Source organism: Streptomyces sp. NPDC127068, from assembly GCF_042724695.1.
Lineage (GTDB): Bacteria > Actinomycetota > Actinomycetes > Streptomycetales > Streptomycetaceae > Streptomyces.
The window spans coordinates 37,962-54,593 of the sequence record NZ_JBHXEN010000010.1 but is presented as its reverse complement, the minus strand read 5'-3'; the positions used below and the strand labels follow the sequence as shown (position 1 = coordinate 54,593).

At 72.3% G+C, this 16,632-nt stretch carries 16 protein-coding genes; 8 read left to right on the top strand and 8 right to left on the bottom strand.

The window, feature by feature from the left end; genetic code table 11:
* Positions 1-50: 50 nt before the first annotated feature.
* The 4 genes from ACFWIA_RS08540 to ACFWIA_RS08525 all read right to left on the bottom strand — a co-directional run bounded on the left by ACFWIA_RS08540 (position 51) and on the right by ACFWIA_RS08525 (position 4,281).
* A complete protein-coding gene (locus ACFWIA_RS08540; RefSeq protein ID WP_387001738.1) occupies positions 51-1,076 on the bottom strand; it encodes an endonuclease/exonuclease/phosphatase family protein in 1,026 nt (341 codons plus the stop codon).
* A 70-nt stretch (positions 1,077-1,146) separates the two neighbouring features.
* Complete coding sequence (locus ACFWIA_RS08535) at positions 1,147-2,208, bottom strand: hypothetical protein (protein WP_387001736.1); 1,062 nt, start codon at positions 2,206-2,208, stop codon at positions 1,147-1,149.
* Between the two features lie 148 nt (positions 2,209-2,356).
* On the bottom strand, positions 2,357-3,208 hold the full coding sequence (locus tag ACFWIA_RS08530; RefSeq protein WP_387001733.1) for an ABC transporter permease: 852 nt from the start codon (positions 3,206-3,208) through the stop codon (positions 2,357-2,359).
* Complete coding sequence (locus tag ACFWIA_RS08525; RefSeq protein WP_387001731.1) at positions 3,205-4,281, bottom strand: ATP-binding cassette domain-containing protein; 1,077 nt, start codon at positions 4,279-4,281, stop codon at positions 3,205-3,207. The genes ACFWIA_RS08530 and ACFWIA_RS08525 overlap by 4 nt, the downstream gene beginning before the upstream one ends.
* A gap of 291 nt (positions 4,282-4,572) precedes the next feature.
* Here ACFWIA_RS08525 and ACFWIA_RS08520 point away from each other — a divergent pair, with 291 nt between their 5' ends.
* From ACFWIA_RS08520 to ACFWIA_RS08500, 5 genes are all read left to right on the top strand, one after another.
* Complete coding sequence (locus ACFWIA_RS08520) at positions 4,573-5,034, top strand: hypothetical protein (RefSeq protein WP_387001729.1); 462 nt, start codon at positions 4,573-4,575, stop codon at positions 5,032-5,034.
* Between the two features lie 29 nt (positions 5,035-5,063).
* Positions 5,064-6,329 (top strand): PP2C family protein-serine/threonine phosphatase, encoded by a 1,266-nt coding sequence (locus tag ACFWIA_RS08515; protein WP_387001727.1) that lies wholly within the window; start codon positions 5,064-5,066, stop codon positions 6,327-6,329.
* Between the two features lie 371 nt (positions 6,330-6,700).
* Positions 6,701-6,976: a hypothetical protein gene (locus ACFWIA_RS08510; protein WP_387001725.1), complete on the top strand. Its 276-nt coding sequence runs from the start codon at positions 6,701-6,703 to the stop codon at positions 6,974-6,976.
* Between the two features lie 150 nt (positions 6,977-7,126).
* Entirely contained in the window at positions 7,127-7,726 is a 600-nt protein-coding gene (locus ACFWIA_RS08505) for a TetR/AcrR family transcriptional regulator (protein WP_387001723.1), read from the top strand.
* 215 nt (positions 7,727-7,941) lie between these two features.
* Entirely contained in the window at positions 7,942-9,456 is a 1,515-nt protein-coding gene (locus ACFWIA_RS08500) for an MFS transporter (RefSeq protein WP_387001721.1), read from the top strand.
* A gap of 77 nt (positions 9,457-9,533) precedes the next feature.
* Here the strand turns inward: ACFWIA_RS08500 and ACFWIA_RS08495 are convergent, their stop codons facing one another.
* Both ACFWIA_RS08495 and ACFWIA_RS08490 read right to left on the bottom strand, forming a co-directional pair.
* On the bottom strand, positions 9,534-9,794 hold the full coding sequence (locus ACFWIA_RS08495; protein ID WP_387001719.1) for a hypothetical protein: 261 nt from the start codon (positions 9,792-9,794) through the stop codon (positions 9,534-9,536).
* Positions 9,795-9,906: 112 nt separating this feature from the next.
* A complete protein-coding gene (locus tag ACFWIA_RS08490; protein ID WP_385488949.1) occupies positions 9,907-10,389 on the bottom strand; it encodes an SseB family protein in 483 nt (160 codons plus the stop codon).
* Positions 10,390-10,584: 195 nt separating this feature from the next.
* On the opposite strand from ACFWIA_RS08490, the gene ACFWIA_RS08485 reads away from it, so the two are divergent.
* The 3 genes from ACFWIA_RS08485 (at position 10,585) to ACFWIA_RS08475 (ending at position 14,200) form a co-directional block, all read left to right on the top strand.
* Positions 10,585-12,411 carry an acyl-CoA dehydrogenase gene (locus ACFWIA_RS08485; protein WP_387001717.1) on the top strand — a complete coding sequence of 609 codons (1,827 nt, stop codon included), beginning with the start codon at positions 10,585-10,587 and terminating at the stop codon, positions 12,409-12,411.
* Positions 12,412-12,562: 151 nt separating this feature from the next.
* Positions 12,563-13,855 (top strand): M18 family aminopeptidase, encoded by a 1,293-nt coding sequence (locus tag ACFWIA_RS08480; RefSeq protein ID WP_387001715.1) that lies wholly within the window; start codon positions 12,563-12,565, stop codon positions 13,853-13,855.
* 123 nt (positions 13,856-13,978) lie between these two features.
* Positions 13,979-14,200 (top strand): DUF6458 family protein, encoded by a 222-nt coding sequence (locus ACFWIA_RS08475; protein ID WP_387001713.1) that lies wholly within the window; start codon positions 13,979-13,981, stop codon positions 14,198-14,200.
* Between the two features lie 13 nt (positions 14,201-14,213).
* On the opposite strand, the gene ACFWIA_RS08470 is transcribed toward ACFWIA_RS08475, so the two are convergent.
* Both ACFWIA_RS08470 and ACFWIA_RS08465 read right to left on the bottom strand, forming a co-directional pair.
* Positions 14,214-16,091, bottom strand: a complete 1,878-nt coding sequence (locus ACFWIA_RS08470; RefSeq protein WP_387001711.1) for an NHL domain-containing thioredoxin family protein — start codon at positions 16,089-16,091, stop codon at positions 14,214-14,216.
* A complete protein-coding gene (locus ACFWIA_RS08465; protein ID WP_387001708.1) occupies positions 16,088-16,630 on the bottom strand; it encodes a cupin domain-containing protein in 543 nt (180 codons plus the stop codon). The genes ACFWIA_RS08470 and ACFWIA_RS08465 overlap by 4 nt, the downstream gene beginning before the upstream one ends.
* Positions 16,631-16,632 lie beyond the last annotated feature (2 nt).

Genomic DNA, 16,632 nt, shown 5'->3' with positions numbered 1-16,632 from the left:
CAACGTCATGGTCATCGGGCCTTCGTGCAAGCCGTTTTCGGGGGCGCGGACTATCCGCGGGGCGTCTTGTGCAGGGTCAGGTCGACGACGACCGTGCGGTGGTCGGTGTCGCCCAGGTCGAGGAAGCGGGCGTCGCGGGCGGCGAAGTCGCGGGACACGAGCACGTGGTCGATCTGCGCGCCGATCAGTCCGGCGGTGGAGGAGGGCCAGGTGGCGGTGCGGGAGGAGTCGGCGAGCCGGGCGCCGTCGCGCAGCCCCGCGTCGACCAGCCGGCGGAACGCGGCGTGGTCCTGGGTGGCGTTGAAGTCCCCCGCGACGATCATCGGGCCGGCCGCGACCCCGTCCTCGGCGGCGGCGAGGTCGTGCAGGGCGTCCAGTTCGCGGCGCCAGGTGCCGAGTCCGCCGGGCAGCGGGGGCATGGGGTGCGCGAGTTGCAGGCGGACCCGTTCGCCCTTGACCTCGGTGGTGGCGCCCGGCATGCCGAGGGTGCTGCCGGGTATCCCCGCGGTGGCTCGCAGCGGGGTGCGGCTGAGGATCGCGGAGCCCTCCGCGCCGTACGCCTCGACCGCGGTGCGGTGCGGGTAGTCCGCGCCGATCTCCTTGCGCAGCTCCGCCAGGCAGCCGGGGTCGCACTCCTGGACGAAGAGCAGGTCGGGGCGTTCCCGGCGGACCGCGTCGATCAGGGTGTCGGTCGCCACGCTGTACTCGACGTTCGAGGTCATCACCCGGAGCTCGGCGTGCGGCGGGCCGTCGGGCGTGGAGGTCTTGCCGTAGGGCTCGGAGTACCAGGCGACCAGGCCCAGCGCGAGCACGCCCCAGACCAGGCCGGTACGCCAACGGGCGAACGCGGCGAGCAGCAGGGCCGCCCCGGTCGGGACGGCCAGCCAGGGCAGGAACGCGAGGAGCTGCGGCACGGGGGTGAAGCCGTCGCTGTCGAGGAGCCGGCAGCCCGTCACCACGCTGACGCCCAGGAGCAGCAGGCCCGCGAGCCAGGCCCGGGCCCCGCGTCGGCGCCGGGGTGCGGGCGGCGGCGGGCCGGGCAGGGTGTCGTCGTCGGTCCGCGTGGGCGTTGCCATGTCCCGCTGTTCCTTCCGGCCGTGCGGCCCGCTTCCGGTGGGGCCCGGCGGTTCCGTGCGGCTCCGTGGGCTACGTGTCGTCGTCTGCATCCTCTCCCAAGGACGACGACGCCCGGCCGGTCGCGGTTGCCCGGGCGGGCGGGCGGTGGGCGCGGGGCGCGGCGTCCGCGGCGGGCCGGGGCGGCCCGGCGGGGTGTCCGGCGGGGTGGGTGAACGGGGTGATCGTGAGGGTGCGCCCGGCGGGTTCGAGTACGGGGGCGGGCGGGGCGGCGCGTGCTCCGCGCACTCCGGAGAACCGGCCGGCGGCCCAGCCCGCGAGGCCCACCGCGAGCCCGAGGACCAGGATCACCCGTACCGCGGTGCGCAACGAGCCGGTGAGGGCGTCGAACACCGCGCCGGCCGCCGCGCGGGACACGTGCGGCGGGAGGTCGCCCAGGGTGACCTCGCGGACCACGGCGATGGCGATGGCCAGCACCGCCGCCGCCGCTGCCGTGCCGAGGGCCGTCGCGGTGACGGCGCGGCGGCGGAGGGTGGCCAGCAGGATGCCGCCGAGGGCGAGCAGGACGGAGCCGACGGGCAGCCAGAGACCCGCGAGTTCGAGCATGTGGACCCCCTTGCGGAGTCGTTCGGGTTCCTCGCCGCTGAGCACGGTGACGACCGTGGGTTGCACGGGGATGCGCCGGGCGAAGGGCACCCCGTCGTCGACGAGGCTCTGCTTGACCTGCGCGGTGACGGCGGCCAGGTCGATCGTGACGCCTTCGCCGTGCTGTTCGCGGACCGCGCGCATCACCACGCCGTGGGCGGTGCGGTTGGCGGTGTCCCAGCTGCCCCGGTAGGCGTCGGTGGCGGTGAAGGAGCCCACCGCGTCCCGGACGAAGACCCGTACGGGGCCCTTCTGGAGGGCGTCGGGGTCGACCTCGCGCATGATGCCGGCGGTGACGGCGTCCGCGAGGGCGTCCCGTACGCCCGGTTCGGTGGCCAGGGGCGCCATGGCGGCGGTGTACGCGTCGGCGTCGCCGAGTTCGCTGCGGGCCCAGACGGCGGCGGTGGCGAGGGGCAGCAGCGCACAGGCGGCGACGATCAGCGTCGCGGAGGCCGTGCGGCGCAGTCGGCCGCGTCTGGTGGGGGGCACGGTTCCACGCAACGGCGCGCGGGCGGCCGGCGCGAGCCGGGGGGTGGTGTTCGGGTGGGTCTGCACCCGAGCGGCGCGTGCTGCGTGGCGGGGGCGGGAGAGGTGTGCTGCCGGTTGCAGGGGCCCGCCCCCGGTTCGCCGTCCGGTGCTACTTGCGGTTGTACATGCGCATGGTGAGCGTGCCGAAGACGACGACCAGCACCACGGACCACCCCAGCGACCAGGCGAGTTCCGCGGCCGGCCACTCACCGGCCATGAGGTCGCGCACGGCGGTGGCCACATGGGTGATGGGGTTGTGGTTGACGAACGTCTGGAGCCAACCGGGCATGGTCTTGGGGTCGACGAAGATGTCGCTGAGGAAGGTCAGCGGGAAGATCACCATCATGCTGACGCCCATCACGGACTTCTCGGTGCGCAACAGCAGTCCGAGCATCGTCCACACCCAGGACACCGCGAACGAGAAGACGATCAGCAGGGCGACGCCGGCGAGGACGCCGAGCAGGCCGCCGTCGGGGCGGAAGCCCATGATCAGCCCCACGGTGATCATCACGATGGAGGCGATGACGTAGCGCAGCATGTCGCCGAGGAGGTAGCCGACCATCGCGGCGGGGCGCCAGATGGGCAACGTGCGGAAGCGGTCGAAGACGCCCTTGTCGATGTCGGTGTTGATGGCGACACCCGTGTACATCGTGATCATGACGATGGACATGACCAACATGCCGGGCAGGAGGTACTGGATGTACTCCTGGGGCGAGCCGGCGAGGGCCCCGCCGAAGAGGTACGTGTACATCAGGATCAGCATGATCGGGAAAGCCGTCACATCGAACAGCTGTTCGGGAACGTGCTTGATCTTCAGCATGGCCCGCCAGCCGAAGGTGAGGGAGGCCGACAGCGGCCCGGGCCGGTGCGGGCGCTCCCGGGGGACGAGGAGTTCCGCGAGCGAGTCGGTACTGACCGGTGCGAGGTCCTGGGCGTCCGTGGTCGTGGTCGCGGTGCTCATGTGAGGGCCTCTTTCGCGGGGGTGCCCGTGGCGGGACGGTCGGCGGAGCCGTCGGCGGGCCGGTCGGTGGGGTGACCGGCGGGGCGGTCGGTGAGGGCGAGGAAGACCTCGTCCAGGCTCGGCTGGCCGAGGGCGAAGTTGTCGACCTTGATCCCGGCCCGGGACAGTTCGGCGAGCGCCCGGGACGCCTGCCCGGTGGGGTCCTGGCCGTCGACGGGGTCCTGACCGATCCGGACGGTGAGGGCGACCGGGTCGGATTCGAGCGTGACGGGCGCGTCGAGCACCCGGCCGAGCAGGTCCCGGGCCTCCGGGCGCTGGTCGGCGTGGCGCAGCCGCACGTGCACGGCCCCCGCGCCGACGGACGCCTTCAGTTCGCCCTTGGTGCCCTCGGCGATGACCCGGCCCTTGTCGATCACGGCGATCCGGGACGCCAGCTGGTCGGCCTCGTCGAGGTACTGCGTGGTCAGCAGCACGGTGGTGCCCTGGGCGACGACCGCCCGCACGATGTCCCACACCTGGTTGCGGCTGCGCGGGTCGAGTCCGGTGGTGGGCTCGTCCAGGAACAGCAGGTCCGGGGTGTTCAGGATCGAGGCGGCGATGTCGATCCGGCGCCGCATCCCGCCGGAGTAGCTCTTGACCTGCCGGCCGGCCGCCTCGGTGAGTCCGAACGCGCCGAGCAACTGCTCGGCCCGCCCGTACGCGGCCTTGCGGCCGTGTCCGGTGAGCCGGGCCAGCAGCACCAGGTTCTCGGTGCCGGTGAGGTCCTCGTCCACGGAGGCGTACTGGCCGGTGAGGCTGACCCGGGAGCGCACGGCGTCGGCCTCGTGGACCACGTCGTGCCCGAACACCCGGGCCTCGCCGCCGTCGGGGCGCAGCAGGGTCGCCAGCATCCTGACGGTGGTGGTCTTCCCGGCGCCGTTGGGCCCCAGGACGCCGTACACCGTGCCGGTGGGGACGGTCAGGTCGACGCCGTCGACCGCCCGGTTGTCGCCGAAGGTCTTCACCAGACCCGCGGTCTCGATCGCCGGGGCACCGGGCTGCGCTGCCGCCCGCCCGCCCTTTCTGTTGCTCATATCCGCCTCGCCGTGAAGTGGGTGATCTTGTGGCATTTGTTGTGCTTCGTTCCATAGTCCGTGGTGCACGGTTCAAGGGGAAGACCGACCCGGAACCGGAAACTCATCGCCTCCGCGGCACTTTTCTCGAACATGTGCGCGATCAAGGGGGCGGGCCGTCGTGGTGGCCGAGCAGGCACGCGCTGCCGGGGTCACGAGTTGCCGGGGTGCGGCCTCGGGTGTGCTCTGGAGGAGGTGGGGCGCACGGCGCGGACCGCCGCGGCCCACCGGCACCCCGAGAGGAGTGGTCCCATGACGCATGCGGCACCCGCACCCGGCGCCCCCGCGGCACCCGGTGGCACCCCGACCGCAGGACGCACCGCTGGACGCCACCGCGCCCCGCGCACCCGCACCGGTGTCGACCCCAGGGCGACGGGCACCTGGCTGCCCGTCCTGGCGGGCATCGTCTACGGCTTCTGGGTCGCGGGCATCAGCCGCGACGCCAGCGGCTACCAGGTCACCGGCTGGAACATCCTGCTCGGCTTCGTCAGCGGCATCCTCTTCGCCGGGATCGCCTTCGCGCTGCACCGCGTCGGCCCCGCACTGCCCAAGGAGGCCCGCGCGCTGGCCTGGGCGGTCTTCGCCGGGCTCGCCGTCGGCTTCTGCTACAGCCAAACGGGTCACTCGGTCCTGCTGGCCACCGGGATCGCCCTCGGCGCGGCCTTCGGCACCGGCGCCGCGACGTTCTACCACTACTACACGACCGAGGACTGAGCCCACCGGCCGTCCGGCGCGCCCGCCCCATGCCCCCGCCCGAGCTCACTCCGCCCGACCTGCCGGACGGCCCCGTGGACCGGTTGTCCGGCGGCTCCGGCGCGTCCTCCCTGCTACGGATCAGGGGCTACAGCGTGGCGTGGGTGGCGCCCCTGGTCCTGCTGGTCGGACTGCTCCTCTTCGACCTGAACACCTCCGGCGAGTTCCGGGTGATCTCCTGGATCGTGATGGTCCCCGGCATCTCCGCCGCACTGTGCGGGGTGTGGACGACCGCCGTCTTCGCGGTGCTCTCCATCGTCACCTACCTCAGCATGGACAACACCTGGCCGCACCAGTACCAGACGGGGTTGCCCGACTTCATCCTCGTCACGGCCGGCGGCGTGCTCGCCGTGGCCGCCTCCTGGGTCCGCATCCGCAACGAACGGCGCGCGCTGCACATGCGCGACGTGGTCGAGACGACCCTGCGGACCGTGCTGCGCCCGCTGCCCGCGCGCTGGGGCGGACTCGACCACGCCGCCGTGTACCTGGCGGCGGACCGGGCGGCGAAGGTCGGCGGCGACTTCTACGACATCCAACCCAGCCCGCACGGCACCCGGGTGCTGATCGGGGACGTCCAGGGCAAGGGCCTCGGCGCGGTGGACGGGGCGGCGGTGCTGCTCAGTTCGTTCCGGGAGTCCGGCTACTACGAACCGGAACTGAGCACCGTGGCCGAACGGTTGGAGTCGCGGATGATGCGGCACCGCTTCTACTGCATGCAGGTGGGGCGCGACGACAGCGACCGGTTCGCCACCGCGGTCCTGCTCGGGTTCCCCCCGCTCGCGGTGACCGGCCGGCCGGTCACCTTCGTCAACTTCGGCCACCAGCCGCCGCTGGTGGTCGGCCCGGCCGGGGTGCGCGAACTCCCGCCGGGCGACGGGCTCCCGCTCGGTCTGGGCGATCTCTTCGAAAGCCGCGTCCACGTGCAACAGGTCGCCCTCGGGCCCGAGGAGACGCTGCTCCTGGTCACCGACGGGGTCACCGAGGCACGGGACGCGCACGGGACGTTCTTCCCGCTGGCCGCGGCCGTCGCCCAGGCGCTCGCGGACGATCCGGCCACCGCCCGGCCCGATCGCCTGGTGGCCTTCGTGCGGGACGCCACGCTGCGGCACGGCGGGGGGCACCTGGGGGACGACACCACGATCTTCGCGGTGCGGGCGTTGGGCGCGGTGCTCCCCCTCGACGGCGTCCCCGGCGCGTCCGCCCCGCTCGACGAGGACCGCGCCCCGGACCCCCCACCCGGCCCGGAGGACCCCTGACGCCGGTGCGCGGCGGGGGACCGGACGGGTGCCCCGCGGCACGAAGGACAGCGACCGCACGAGAACGCGCGGTACCGGAAGGGCCGCCGGGACGGACGCGACTCCGACCGCGGGCCCGCGTTGAGCACGTCTCGAGACGAGTTCGGCCAGATTCATGACAGTACGCTGAGCCGGCACGCAGGAAAGTGCGGGGTTGCGACGCCACAGTTGTCGCTGTCATGAAGACCTCGAAAAGCCAACCGACGATCCTCGATCGTAAGGGCAATGCTCAGCCATGCAACTGATGACAACACCACGGTTACCGCGCCTCCGAAACGGGGATGCCCCAGGGCAAGGAGGATTTCGGGAAACCGCTCCTCACCGACGGCGACGTGACTGTGTACGCTCCAGTTCGCCGAGGTGACGCACTGTCCGTACCGGTCAAGATCACCAACTACGGTGCGAGGCGCGCCTTCTACGAGGTCGACGTGCGTCTCACCGGACCGGGCGGATTCGACGCGACGGTACGCGTCGAGACAGCGGTGGTCGGTGTCTATCACGGCACCTCGTGGCCCACGGAACTCACGGCGGAGGACCCGGGCAAGCCACTGCCCGAGAATCCCAAGGTCGTCATCGTCAAGAACGACCGGCAGGAACGACACAACTGACCTGCCGTGCGCACTCCGTGGGAATCACGAAGGTGGTGGGCGACGGCACTCGGGGTGAACCTCCTCTCCGGGGCCCGCTCCCCTTGGTCCGGTCCGCTCGGCGGACGCGTAGCATCGGGGTCCCCCGCCCGCCCCGAGAGGAGCCCCGTCGTGACCAGCGGCGACGCCCCGGACCAGCAGGACGCCGCCCCGGCCCCCGAACGCAAGGGGCAGCGCACCCGGCGCCGCATCCTGGAGGCGGCCCGGCGCCAGTTCGCGCAGTCGGGCTACGAGCGGACGACGATCCGCGCCATCGCGGCGGACGCGGAGGTCGACAAGGCGTCCGTGATCCAGTACTTCGGGACGAAGCTGAACCTCTTCCGGGAGGCGGTGGAGTGGCGCATCCCGGTGGCGGAGCTGACGACCGACGACCTCGGTGAGTCCGTCGGGAACTACCTGCGGGTCATGCTCGGCGCCTGGTCGAACGCTCCGGAGACCCCGACCGCACTGCTGCGGGCCAGCATGAGCAGCGAGGAGACCGCGGAGCTGCTGCGCGGTCGGATCACCGAGCAGGCGGTGGACCCGTTGGCGGAACGGCTCGGCGACGACCCGGACGCCCGGCTGAGGGCGGCCCTGGTGGGCGCGATGATGATGGGCATCGCCACGCACCGCCATGTGCTGCGGATGCCGGACCTCGCGGACGCGGACCTCGACGACGTCCTGCGCCTCGCCGTCCCCGTCCTCCGCGAACTGATCGCCCCCGAGCCGTAACCGTACGCAGCCCGTACCCAGTACCCCGTACGCAGTCCGTAGCCGAAGCCCGCCGCACCCCTGTGTGGCGGGCTTCCGTGCGTCCGGATGCCCGGGCGGGACGCCGGGTGTGATGCGTTTCTCACCGGGCGGTGAGAAATAAAAATCAACGTGCGTATAGTTTTCTCCCTTGGCGTGTCCGGGCGGACCGGTCCGCCCTGACGAGGAGCTCCCCCATGACGACGACAGCAGCGAGCGCGCCCACCAGCGGAGCGCCACCCGCCGGAAGGTCCCTCGGCTGGGCCCTGGTGGTGATCGCCGCGGCCCAGCTGATGGTGGTGCTGGACGGCACGATCACGAACATCGCCCTGCCGAGCATCCAGACCGACCTGGGCGTCTCCGCGGGCACGCTCGCCTGGATCGTGAACTCGTACGCGCTGGCCTTCGGCGGTCTGCTGCTCCTCGGCGGGAAGGCGGGCGACCTCTTCGGGCGCCGTCGGATGTTCCGCTTCGGCATCGTCGTGTTCACGGTCGCCTCGATCCTCGGCGGCTTCGCGACCAACGAGGTCCTGCTGATCGCGGCCCGGGTGCTCCAGGGCGTGGGCGCGGCGGTCGCCGCCCCGACCGCGCTGTCGCTGATCGCGACCAACTTCCCCGAGGGCGCCCCGCGCAACAAGGCGATGGGCGTCTACGCGGCGATGGCCGGCATCGGCTCGACGGTCGGTCTGCTGCTCGGCGGCGTCCTGACCGACTACCTGGACTGGCGCTGGGTGTTCTTCGTGAACGTCCCGATCGGCATCGCGGTGCTCCTGGGCACCCGGCTGCTGGCCGAGGGCCGGCCGGAGCACGGGCGGCTGGACATACCCGGCGCCATCACCGGCACCGGCGGTCTGATCGCGCTCGTCTACGGGATCACCCGCGGCGGCGAGCACAGCTGGACCGACGGTCTCACCCTCGGCTCGTTCGTCGTGGCGCTGGTGCTGCTGTCGCTGTTCCTGGTCTTCCAGTCCCGGGTGGAACACCCCATGCTGCCGCTGCGGCTGCTGCGTGACCGGGGCCGTGCGGGCGCGTACGTGACCATGCTGTTCCTGGGCGCGGGCATGTTCGCGACCTTCTACTTCCTGACCCTGTACCTCCAGCAGGTGCTCGGCTACAGCCCCGTCAAGACGGGCCTGGCGTACCTGCCGTTCAGCATCGGCATGAGCATCTCGGCCACGCTCGGCTCCCGACTGATCTCCCGCTGGTCGGCCCGTCGGATCGCGGGCCCCGGACTGCTGGTCGGCGCGCTCGGCATGCTGTGGTTCGCGACCCTGGAGCCGGACTCCTCGTACACCTGGCACCTGGCGCCCGCGATGTTCGTCACCGCACTGGGCCTGGGCGCGAGCTTCGTCCCGATGACCCTGGGCGCCGTGCGCGGGGTCGCCCCGCAGGACTCGGGCATCGCCTCGGCCCTGCTGAACACCGCTCAGCAGATCGGTGGCGCGCTGGGTCTCGCGGCCCTGACGACGGTCGCCATGACGACGGCCGACGACCTGGTGCCGGACGCCTCGGCCACCTTCTACCGGGCGGCGGCCACGGGTGACGCGGGCCTGATGAGCCGCGCGGCCGAGGCGCTGACCGAGGGGTACGCGACAGCGTACCTGGTGGCGGCGGGCCTGTTCGTGGCGGGACTGGTGATCACGGTCACCGCGCTGCGCGACACCCGGCCCACGGACGGGGCCGGCGCCCCGCCCGCGGCACATCTGGGCTGACCCGGGAGCCGGCGGTCACGACCCGGGCGGTACGGACACGGTCCGTGCCGCCCGCTCGTCGTCCGACGGCAGGGCGCCTACGCGGTCTCCCGCTCGCGTTGGAGCCGCGCCCGCTCCACCCGCTCCTTGGCCTCCCGGCGCTTGCGCTGGCGCGGGCCGAAGGTGAACAGGTTCAGGGCGAGGACCACCAGCCCGAGGACGAACCACAGCGGGCCCCGGCCCTGGGCGTACGAGACGGACCCGAGGACCAGCAGGAAGCCCGCGCCGAGCAGTCCCGCCCAGTCGGCGAGCCGGCTCATCGTGTTCCCGAACCTGAAACCGCGTCCGCTGTCACTCACCCGGTGCCTCCCGTCCCGCCCTGCGGCTGATCCCGCCCATTGTGACCCGGGCGGCGCGAAAGGCGAAGGCCCGCGGACCGTCCGTCCCCACCCGCGTACGGGTGCGCGCGGGCTATCCGTACATGCGGCGCATCGCGAAGTCGACCATCTGCTCGACGGCCTTCGCGTCGAAGACCATCCGGTGGTCGCCCTCCATGTCGAGCACGAACCCGTACCCGGTGGGCAGCAGGTCGATGACCTCGGCGCCGGTGATCACGAAGTACTTGGACTCCTTGCCCGCGTACCGGCGCAGCTCCTTGAGCGTGGTGAACATCGGGATCACCGGCTGCTGGGTGTTGTGCAGCGCGAGGAAACCGGGGTTGTCGCCGCGGGGGCAGTAGACCTTCGAGGTCGCGAAGATCTGCTGGAAGTCCTCGGCGGCCATCGAGCCCGTGGTGAACGCCCGCACCGCGTCCGCGAGCGAGGGTGGGGACGGCTCCGGATACAGCGGGGGCTGCCCCGCGTACCCGCCGGCCATCTGAGGGGGCGGGGACTGCGGCTGCGCGTAACTCTGCCCAGGGGCGGCGCCGCCTGCGTGCTGGTCGTAGCCGTACATGGGCGCAAGCGTACCGAGCGGCGGCCCCGCGGCGGGCCCCGCCCGCAATACCGTCCGGTACGGCCCGGCCGCGGAGGGTTTCCGAGACGTCGACCGGTCGGGGGTTGCCGTTATTACCCATGGGTAGCATCATCGTAGATACCCGCTACTCGTCAGTACGTGTGTCATACCCGAGCTACCTACGGAGCCGTCGCCATGGGGCACTACAAGTCGAATCTCCGCGACATCGAGTTCAACCTCTTCGAGGTGCTCGGGCGCGACAAGATCTACGGAACCGGACCGTTCGCCGAGATGGACGTGGAGACGGCCCGCAGCGTCCTCGCCGAGATCGCCCGCCTCGCCGAGAACGAGCTGGCCGAGTCGTACGCCGACGCCGACCGCAACCCGCCCGTGTTCGACCCGGAGACCGGCGCCGCCCCCCTGCCCGCGTCCTTCAAGAAGTCGTACCGGACGTTCATGGACTCCGAGTACTGGCGCCTCGGCATCCCCGAGGAGATCGGCGGCACCACCGCGCCCGCCAGCCTCATCTGGGCGTACGCCGAACTGGTCCTGGGAGCCAACCCGGCCATCTGGATGTACTCCTCCGGCCCGGCGTTCGCCCGCATCCTCTTCGAGGAGGGCACCCCCCAGCAGCAGCGGATCGCGGAGATCGCGGTCGAGCGCACCTGGGGCTCCACCATGGTCCTCACCGAGCCCGACGCGGGCTCCGACGTGGGCGCCGGCCGGGCCAAGGCCGTGCAGCAGGAGGACGGCTCCTGGCACGTCGACGGCGTGAAGCGGTTCATCACCTCGGGCGAGCACGACCTGGAGGAGAACATCCTCCACTACGTCCTCGCCCGCCCCGAGGGCGCGGGACCCGGCACCAAGGGCCTGTCCCTCTTCCTCGTCCCGAAGTTCCTCTTCGACTTCGAGACCGGGGAACTCGGCGAGCGCAACGGCGTGTACGCCACCAACGTCGAGCACAAGATGGGCCTCAAGGCGTCCAACACCTGCGAGGTCACCTTCGGCGACCGGCACCCCGCCAAGGGCTGGCTGATCGGCGACAAGCACGACGGCATCCGCCAGATGTTCCGCATCATCGAGTTCGCGCGGATGATGGTCGGCACCAAGGCGATCTCCACCCTCTCCACCGGCTACCTCAACGCCCTGGAGTACGCCAAGGAGCGCGTCCAGGGCACCGACCTGGCCCACTTCATGGACAAGACCGCCCCCAAGGTCACCATCACCCACCACCCCGACGTGCGCCGCTCGCTGATGACGCAGAAGGCGTACGCGGAGGGCATGCGCGCGCTGGTGCTGCACACCGCGAGCGTCCAGGACGCCATCGTCGCCAAGGAGGCGGCCGGCGAGGACGCCGCGCACGAGCACGCGCTGAACGACCTGCTGCTGCCCATCGTCAAGGGCTACGGCTCCGAGAAGGCGTACGAGCAGCTCGCCCAGTCGCTCCAGACCCTCGGCGGCTCCGGCTACCTCCAGGAGTACCCGGTCGAGCAGTACATCCGGGACGCCAAGATCGACACCCTCTACGAGGGCACCACCGCGATCCAGGGCCAGGACTACTTCTTCCGGAAGATCGTCCGCAACCAGGGCGCCGCACTGAACTCCCTCGCCGAGGAGATCAAGAAGTTCCTCGCCATCGGCTCCGGCGGCGAGGAGCTGGCGGGGGCCCGGGAGCAGCTGGCCCGGGCGGCGGCCGACCTCGAAGCGATCGTCGGCGTGATGCTGACCGACCTCGCGGCCACCGAGCAGGACGTCCGCTCCATCTACAAGGTCGGCCTCAACACCACCCGGCTGCTGCTCGCCTCGGGCGACGTGGTCATCGGCTACCTGCTGCTGCGCGGGGCCGCGGTCGCCGCCGAGAAGCGGGAGTCGGCGTCCGCCAAGGACCGCGCCTTCTACACCGGCAAGATCGCGGCGGCCCGGTTCTTCGCGGCGAACGTCCTGCCCGGCGTGGGTGCGGAGCGCCGGATGGCCGAGGGCGTCGACCTCGGGCTGATGGACCTCGACGAAGCGGCGTTCTGACCTCCGGCCGCGCGCGTTTCCGGACGCGATGCCGTCTCGACCGGCCCCCGGAGGATCGGTACCGTCGGCATCTGCCAAAGGCATGTACATTTCAGCTGAGGCCCGCTCCCACCCACGGGAGCGGGCCCCCGGTCGTCGTTAAGGTGAACCCATGAGCCAACCCCCCCGCTTCGACCGCGGCCACACCGACGATCTGATGACGTTCCTCGCGGCCGGCCCCTCCCCCTACCACGCCGTGGCGAACGCCGCCGAGCGGCTGGAGAAGGCCGGATTCCGGCAACTCGCCGAAACCGACGCCTGGGACGGAACAGCGGGCGGGAAGTACGTCCTGCGCGGTGGCGCGATCATCGCCTGGTACGTCCCCGAGGCGGCCTCCCCCCACACCCCGTACCGCATCGTCGGCGCCCACACCGACTCCCCCAACCTGCGCATCAAGCCCCAGCCCGACAGCTCCGCGCACGGCTGGCGGCAACTCGCGGTCGAGATCTACGGCGGCCCCCTGCTCAACTCCTGGCTCGACCGCGACCTCGGCATCGCCGGCCGCCTCTCGCTGCGCGACGGCACCCACCGACTCGTGAACGTCGACCGCCCGCTCGCCCGCGTACCGCAGCTCGCGATCCACCTCGACCGCAAGGTCACCCCCGAGGGCCTCAAGCTCGACCCGCAGCGCCACATGCAGCCCGTCTGGGGCTTCGGCGACGCCCACGAGGGCGACCTCATCCACTTCCTGGAGGACGAGTACGACCTCGCCCCGGACTCGGTCACCGGCTGGGACCTGATGACCCACCCCGTCGAGGCCCCCGCCTACCTCGGCCGGGACAAGGAACTCGTCGCCGGCCCCCGGATGGACAACCTGCTCTCCGTCCACGCCGGGGTCGCCGCCCTCGCCGCCGCCGCGGCCACCGAGGACCTCCCCTACATCCCCGTCCTCGCCGCGTTCGACCACGAGGAGAACGGCTCCCAGTCCGACACCGGCGCCGACGGCCCGCTGCTCGGCTCCTGCCTGGAACGCAGCGTGTACGCACGCGGCGGCTCCGTCGAGGACCGGGCCCGCGCCCTCGCCGCGACGGTGTGCCTGTCCTCCGACACCGGCCACGCCGTGCACCCCAACTACGCCGAGCGGCACGATCCAACGCACCACCCGCGCGCCGGCGGCGGACCGATCCTCAAGGTCAACGTCAACAACCGCTACGCCACCGACGGCTCCGGCCGCGCCGTGTTCGCCGCCGCCTGCGAGAAGGCCGGCGTCCCGTTCCAGACCTTCGTCTCGAACAACGCGATGCCCTGCGGCACCACCATCGGCCCGATCACCGCGGCCCGGCACGGCATCAAGACCGTCGACATCGGCGTGGCCATCCTCTCCATGCACAGCGCCCGCGAACTGTGCGCCGCCGACGACCCGCACCAACTGGCCAACGCCCTGGTCGCCTTCCTCACCGGCTGACCCACGACCCCGCCCGGACCGCCCGGCGGCGGACCCGTCCGCATGGTCGCCCCCGCCCCGGGTACCCGCTGCCCGAACGGAACTGCCGTACTGACGGGCACAGCCGAGCGGGAGGCGAGATCCATGGGACTGAGCGGATGCATCGTGTTCATCGCGGTGGGGGCCATCCTCACCTTCGCGACGGACTGGGAGGCGCAGGGCGTCGACCTCGACGTCGTCGGACTCATCCTGATGGCGGTGGGCTTCATCGGCGCGGTCGCCTTCACGAGCATCGCCCGCCGCCGTCGCGTGGTGGTGCCCGGCGGCACCACCACGGTCGTCGACAGCGAACGGGACCACCGCTGACCGGACGGCCCCGCTAACCGGCGGCCGTCTCCTCGTCGAGGCCCGCCAGCACCAGCGGCAACCGCCCCGCGCCGCCCGCCACCAGCCGGACCGGGACCCCCCAGTCCTGCTGGTGGACGTGGCACGCCGGATACGCGTTCGCCGGGTCGTCGTCGCAGGACGCCGCCATCGCCGACACGTGCAGCACCCCTTCCGGCACCGCCGGGTCCCACTCCAGCGCACGGGACAGCTCCGTACCGGCGCCGGCGCCCGCCCGCAACAGCTCCGGCGGCGTCGAGGACACCAGCAGCCGCGTCGACGGACCGTACCGGGTGTCCAACTTCTGCCCCGCCGGCGCCCGGAACACCACGTCCAACCGGAACGCCCCCGGCGCCACCTCGGTCGGCTCCCGCCGGGTGCGGTGCGCCACCGACTCCACCCGCACCGCCTCCTCGGGCAGCCGCAGCCGGGTCAGCCGGTGCCGCGCCGACTCCACGACGACGACGTCCCCGTCCACCACCACCGCGTCCGAGGGCTCCCGCAGATCGGTCGCCAGGGTGGTCACCGCACCGGTCGCCGGATCGTAGCGGCGCAGCGCGTGGTTGTACGTGTCGCTCACCGCGACCGAACCGTCCGGCAGCACGGTCACGCCCAGCGGGTGCTGCAACAGCGCCTCGGCCGCCGGACCGTCCCGGTGCCCGAAGTCGAACAGCCCGGTGCCCACGGCGGTGCCCACCGTGCCGTCCGCGGTGATCCACCGCAGGGCGCTCGTCTCCGCGTCCGCCACCCACAGCCGGTCGGCGCCCGCCGCCAGCCCGGACGGCTGCGCGAACCACGCCTCGGCGGCCGGCCCGTCCACCAGGCCCTCGTTGGTGGTCCCGGCCGCCACCGCGACCGTGCCCGCCACCGGGTCGAACGTCCACAACTGGTGGACGCCCGCCATCGCGATCCACACCCGGTCGTCGAAGTACGCCACGTCCCACGGCGAGGAGAGGTCCACCTCCCGCGCCGGACCGCCGGTGGGCGAGCCCTGCCACCACTGCCGCCCGGTGCCCGCGAGGGTGGTCACCGCACCGGTCGCCGGGTCGAAACGGCGCACCGCGTGGTTCACCGTGTCCGCGACGACCACCGAACCGTCCGGCAGCGCCGCCAGCCCCTGCGGTTCGCTGAACGCGGCCACCTCGGCGGGCCCGTCGACCAGACCCCGCTGCCCGGAGCCGATCCGCCGCACCACGGTCTCACCGTCCGCCGCCAGCTCCACCAGCCGGTGCCGGGTGGTGTCCGACACCAGGAACCCGCCGGACGGCAACAGCAGCGCCTTGCCCGGGAAACGCAGGTCCGTCGCCACCGGCTCGGGCGCCACGTACGGGCCGTCACCGCGCCGCAGGGTGCCCTTCGCCCCGTGCTCCGCCTCCAACTCCGCCACCAGCCGGGCCAGCGCGTGCGCATGCCCCTCGCCCGCGTGCTGCGCGACGACGTACCCCTCGGGGTCGATCACCACCAGCGTCGGCCAGGCCCGCACGGCGTACTGCTTCCAGGTGACCAGCTCCGGATCGTCCAGCACCGGGTGCTCCACCCCGTACCGCTCCACGGCGTCCACGACGGCCGCGTGCTCGGCCTCGTGCGCGAACTTCGGCGAGTGCACCCCGACGATCACCACCGTGTCCCGGTGCCGCTCCTCCAGCTCCCGCAGCTCGTCCAGCACGTGCAGGCAGTTCACACAGCAGAAGGTCCAGAAGTCGAGGATCACGATGCGACCCCGCAGGTCGGCCAGGGTGAGGGCCTTGCCGCCCGTGTTGAGCCAGCCACCGGCGCCGACCAGCTCGGGGGCGCGGACCCGGGCACGGCGGCGGGGCACGGGGGCCGGGGCGGCGGTGGGCTCGGGGGCGGGCGCCGGGGCAGCATCGTTCATGCTTCAAGCTTGCCACTCGGTCCGGGGCGCGGCTGCTCCCGCGGACGGTCCGGGCGGCAGTACCGGTGGACGAGGTCGGTGTGGTCGGGGAAGCGGGCCACGAGTTCCCCGGGCCGGCCGAGGGTCATGTCGGCGTAGTCGAATCCGGGGGCGACGGCCTCGCTCATGAGGGCGTGGTCGCCGGCGGTGAGGTGGCACGCCTTCCACACGCCCCCGGGCACGGCGAGGGTGAGGGTGTGGCCCCGTCGGAGGTCCTGGCCCAGGACGGCGGTGCTGTGTCGGCCGTCGGGGTGGAGCAGGTGGTAGGTGACGGGTTCGCCGTGCTGGTGGAAGTGGAGGATGTCGGACCGGTTCCGGTTCCAGTGGCCGATCGGCGACCCGTGGGTGAGGAGGTAGTGGATGGCGGTCAGGGTGTAGCGGTAGCCCCCGGACGTGGGGACCCGGGGGCGGTGGTCCGCTTGGAAGGTCCGTCGGAAGTACCCGCCCTCCACATGGGCCTCCAGGCCGAGGGCGTCGATCCAGTGCTGTGCCGTGCGCACGG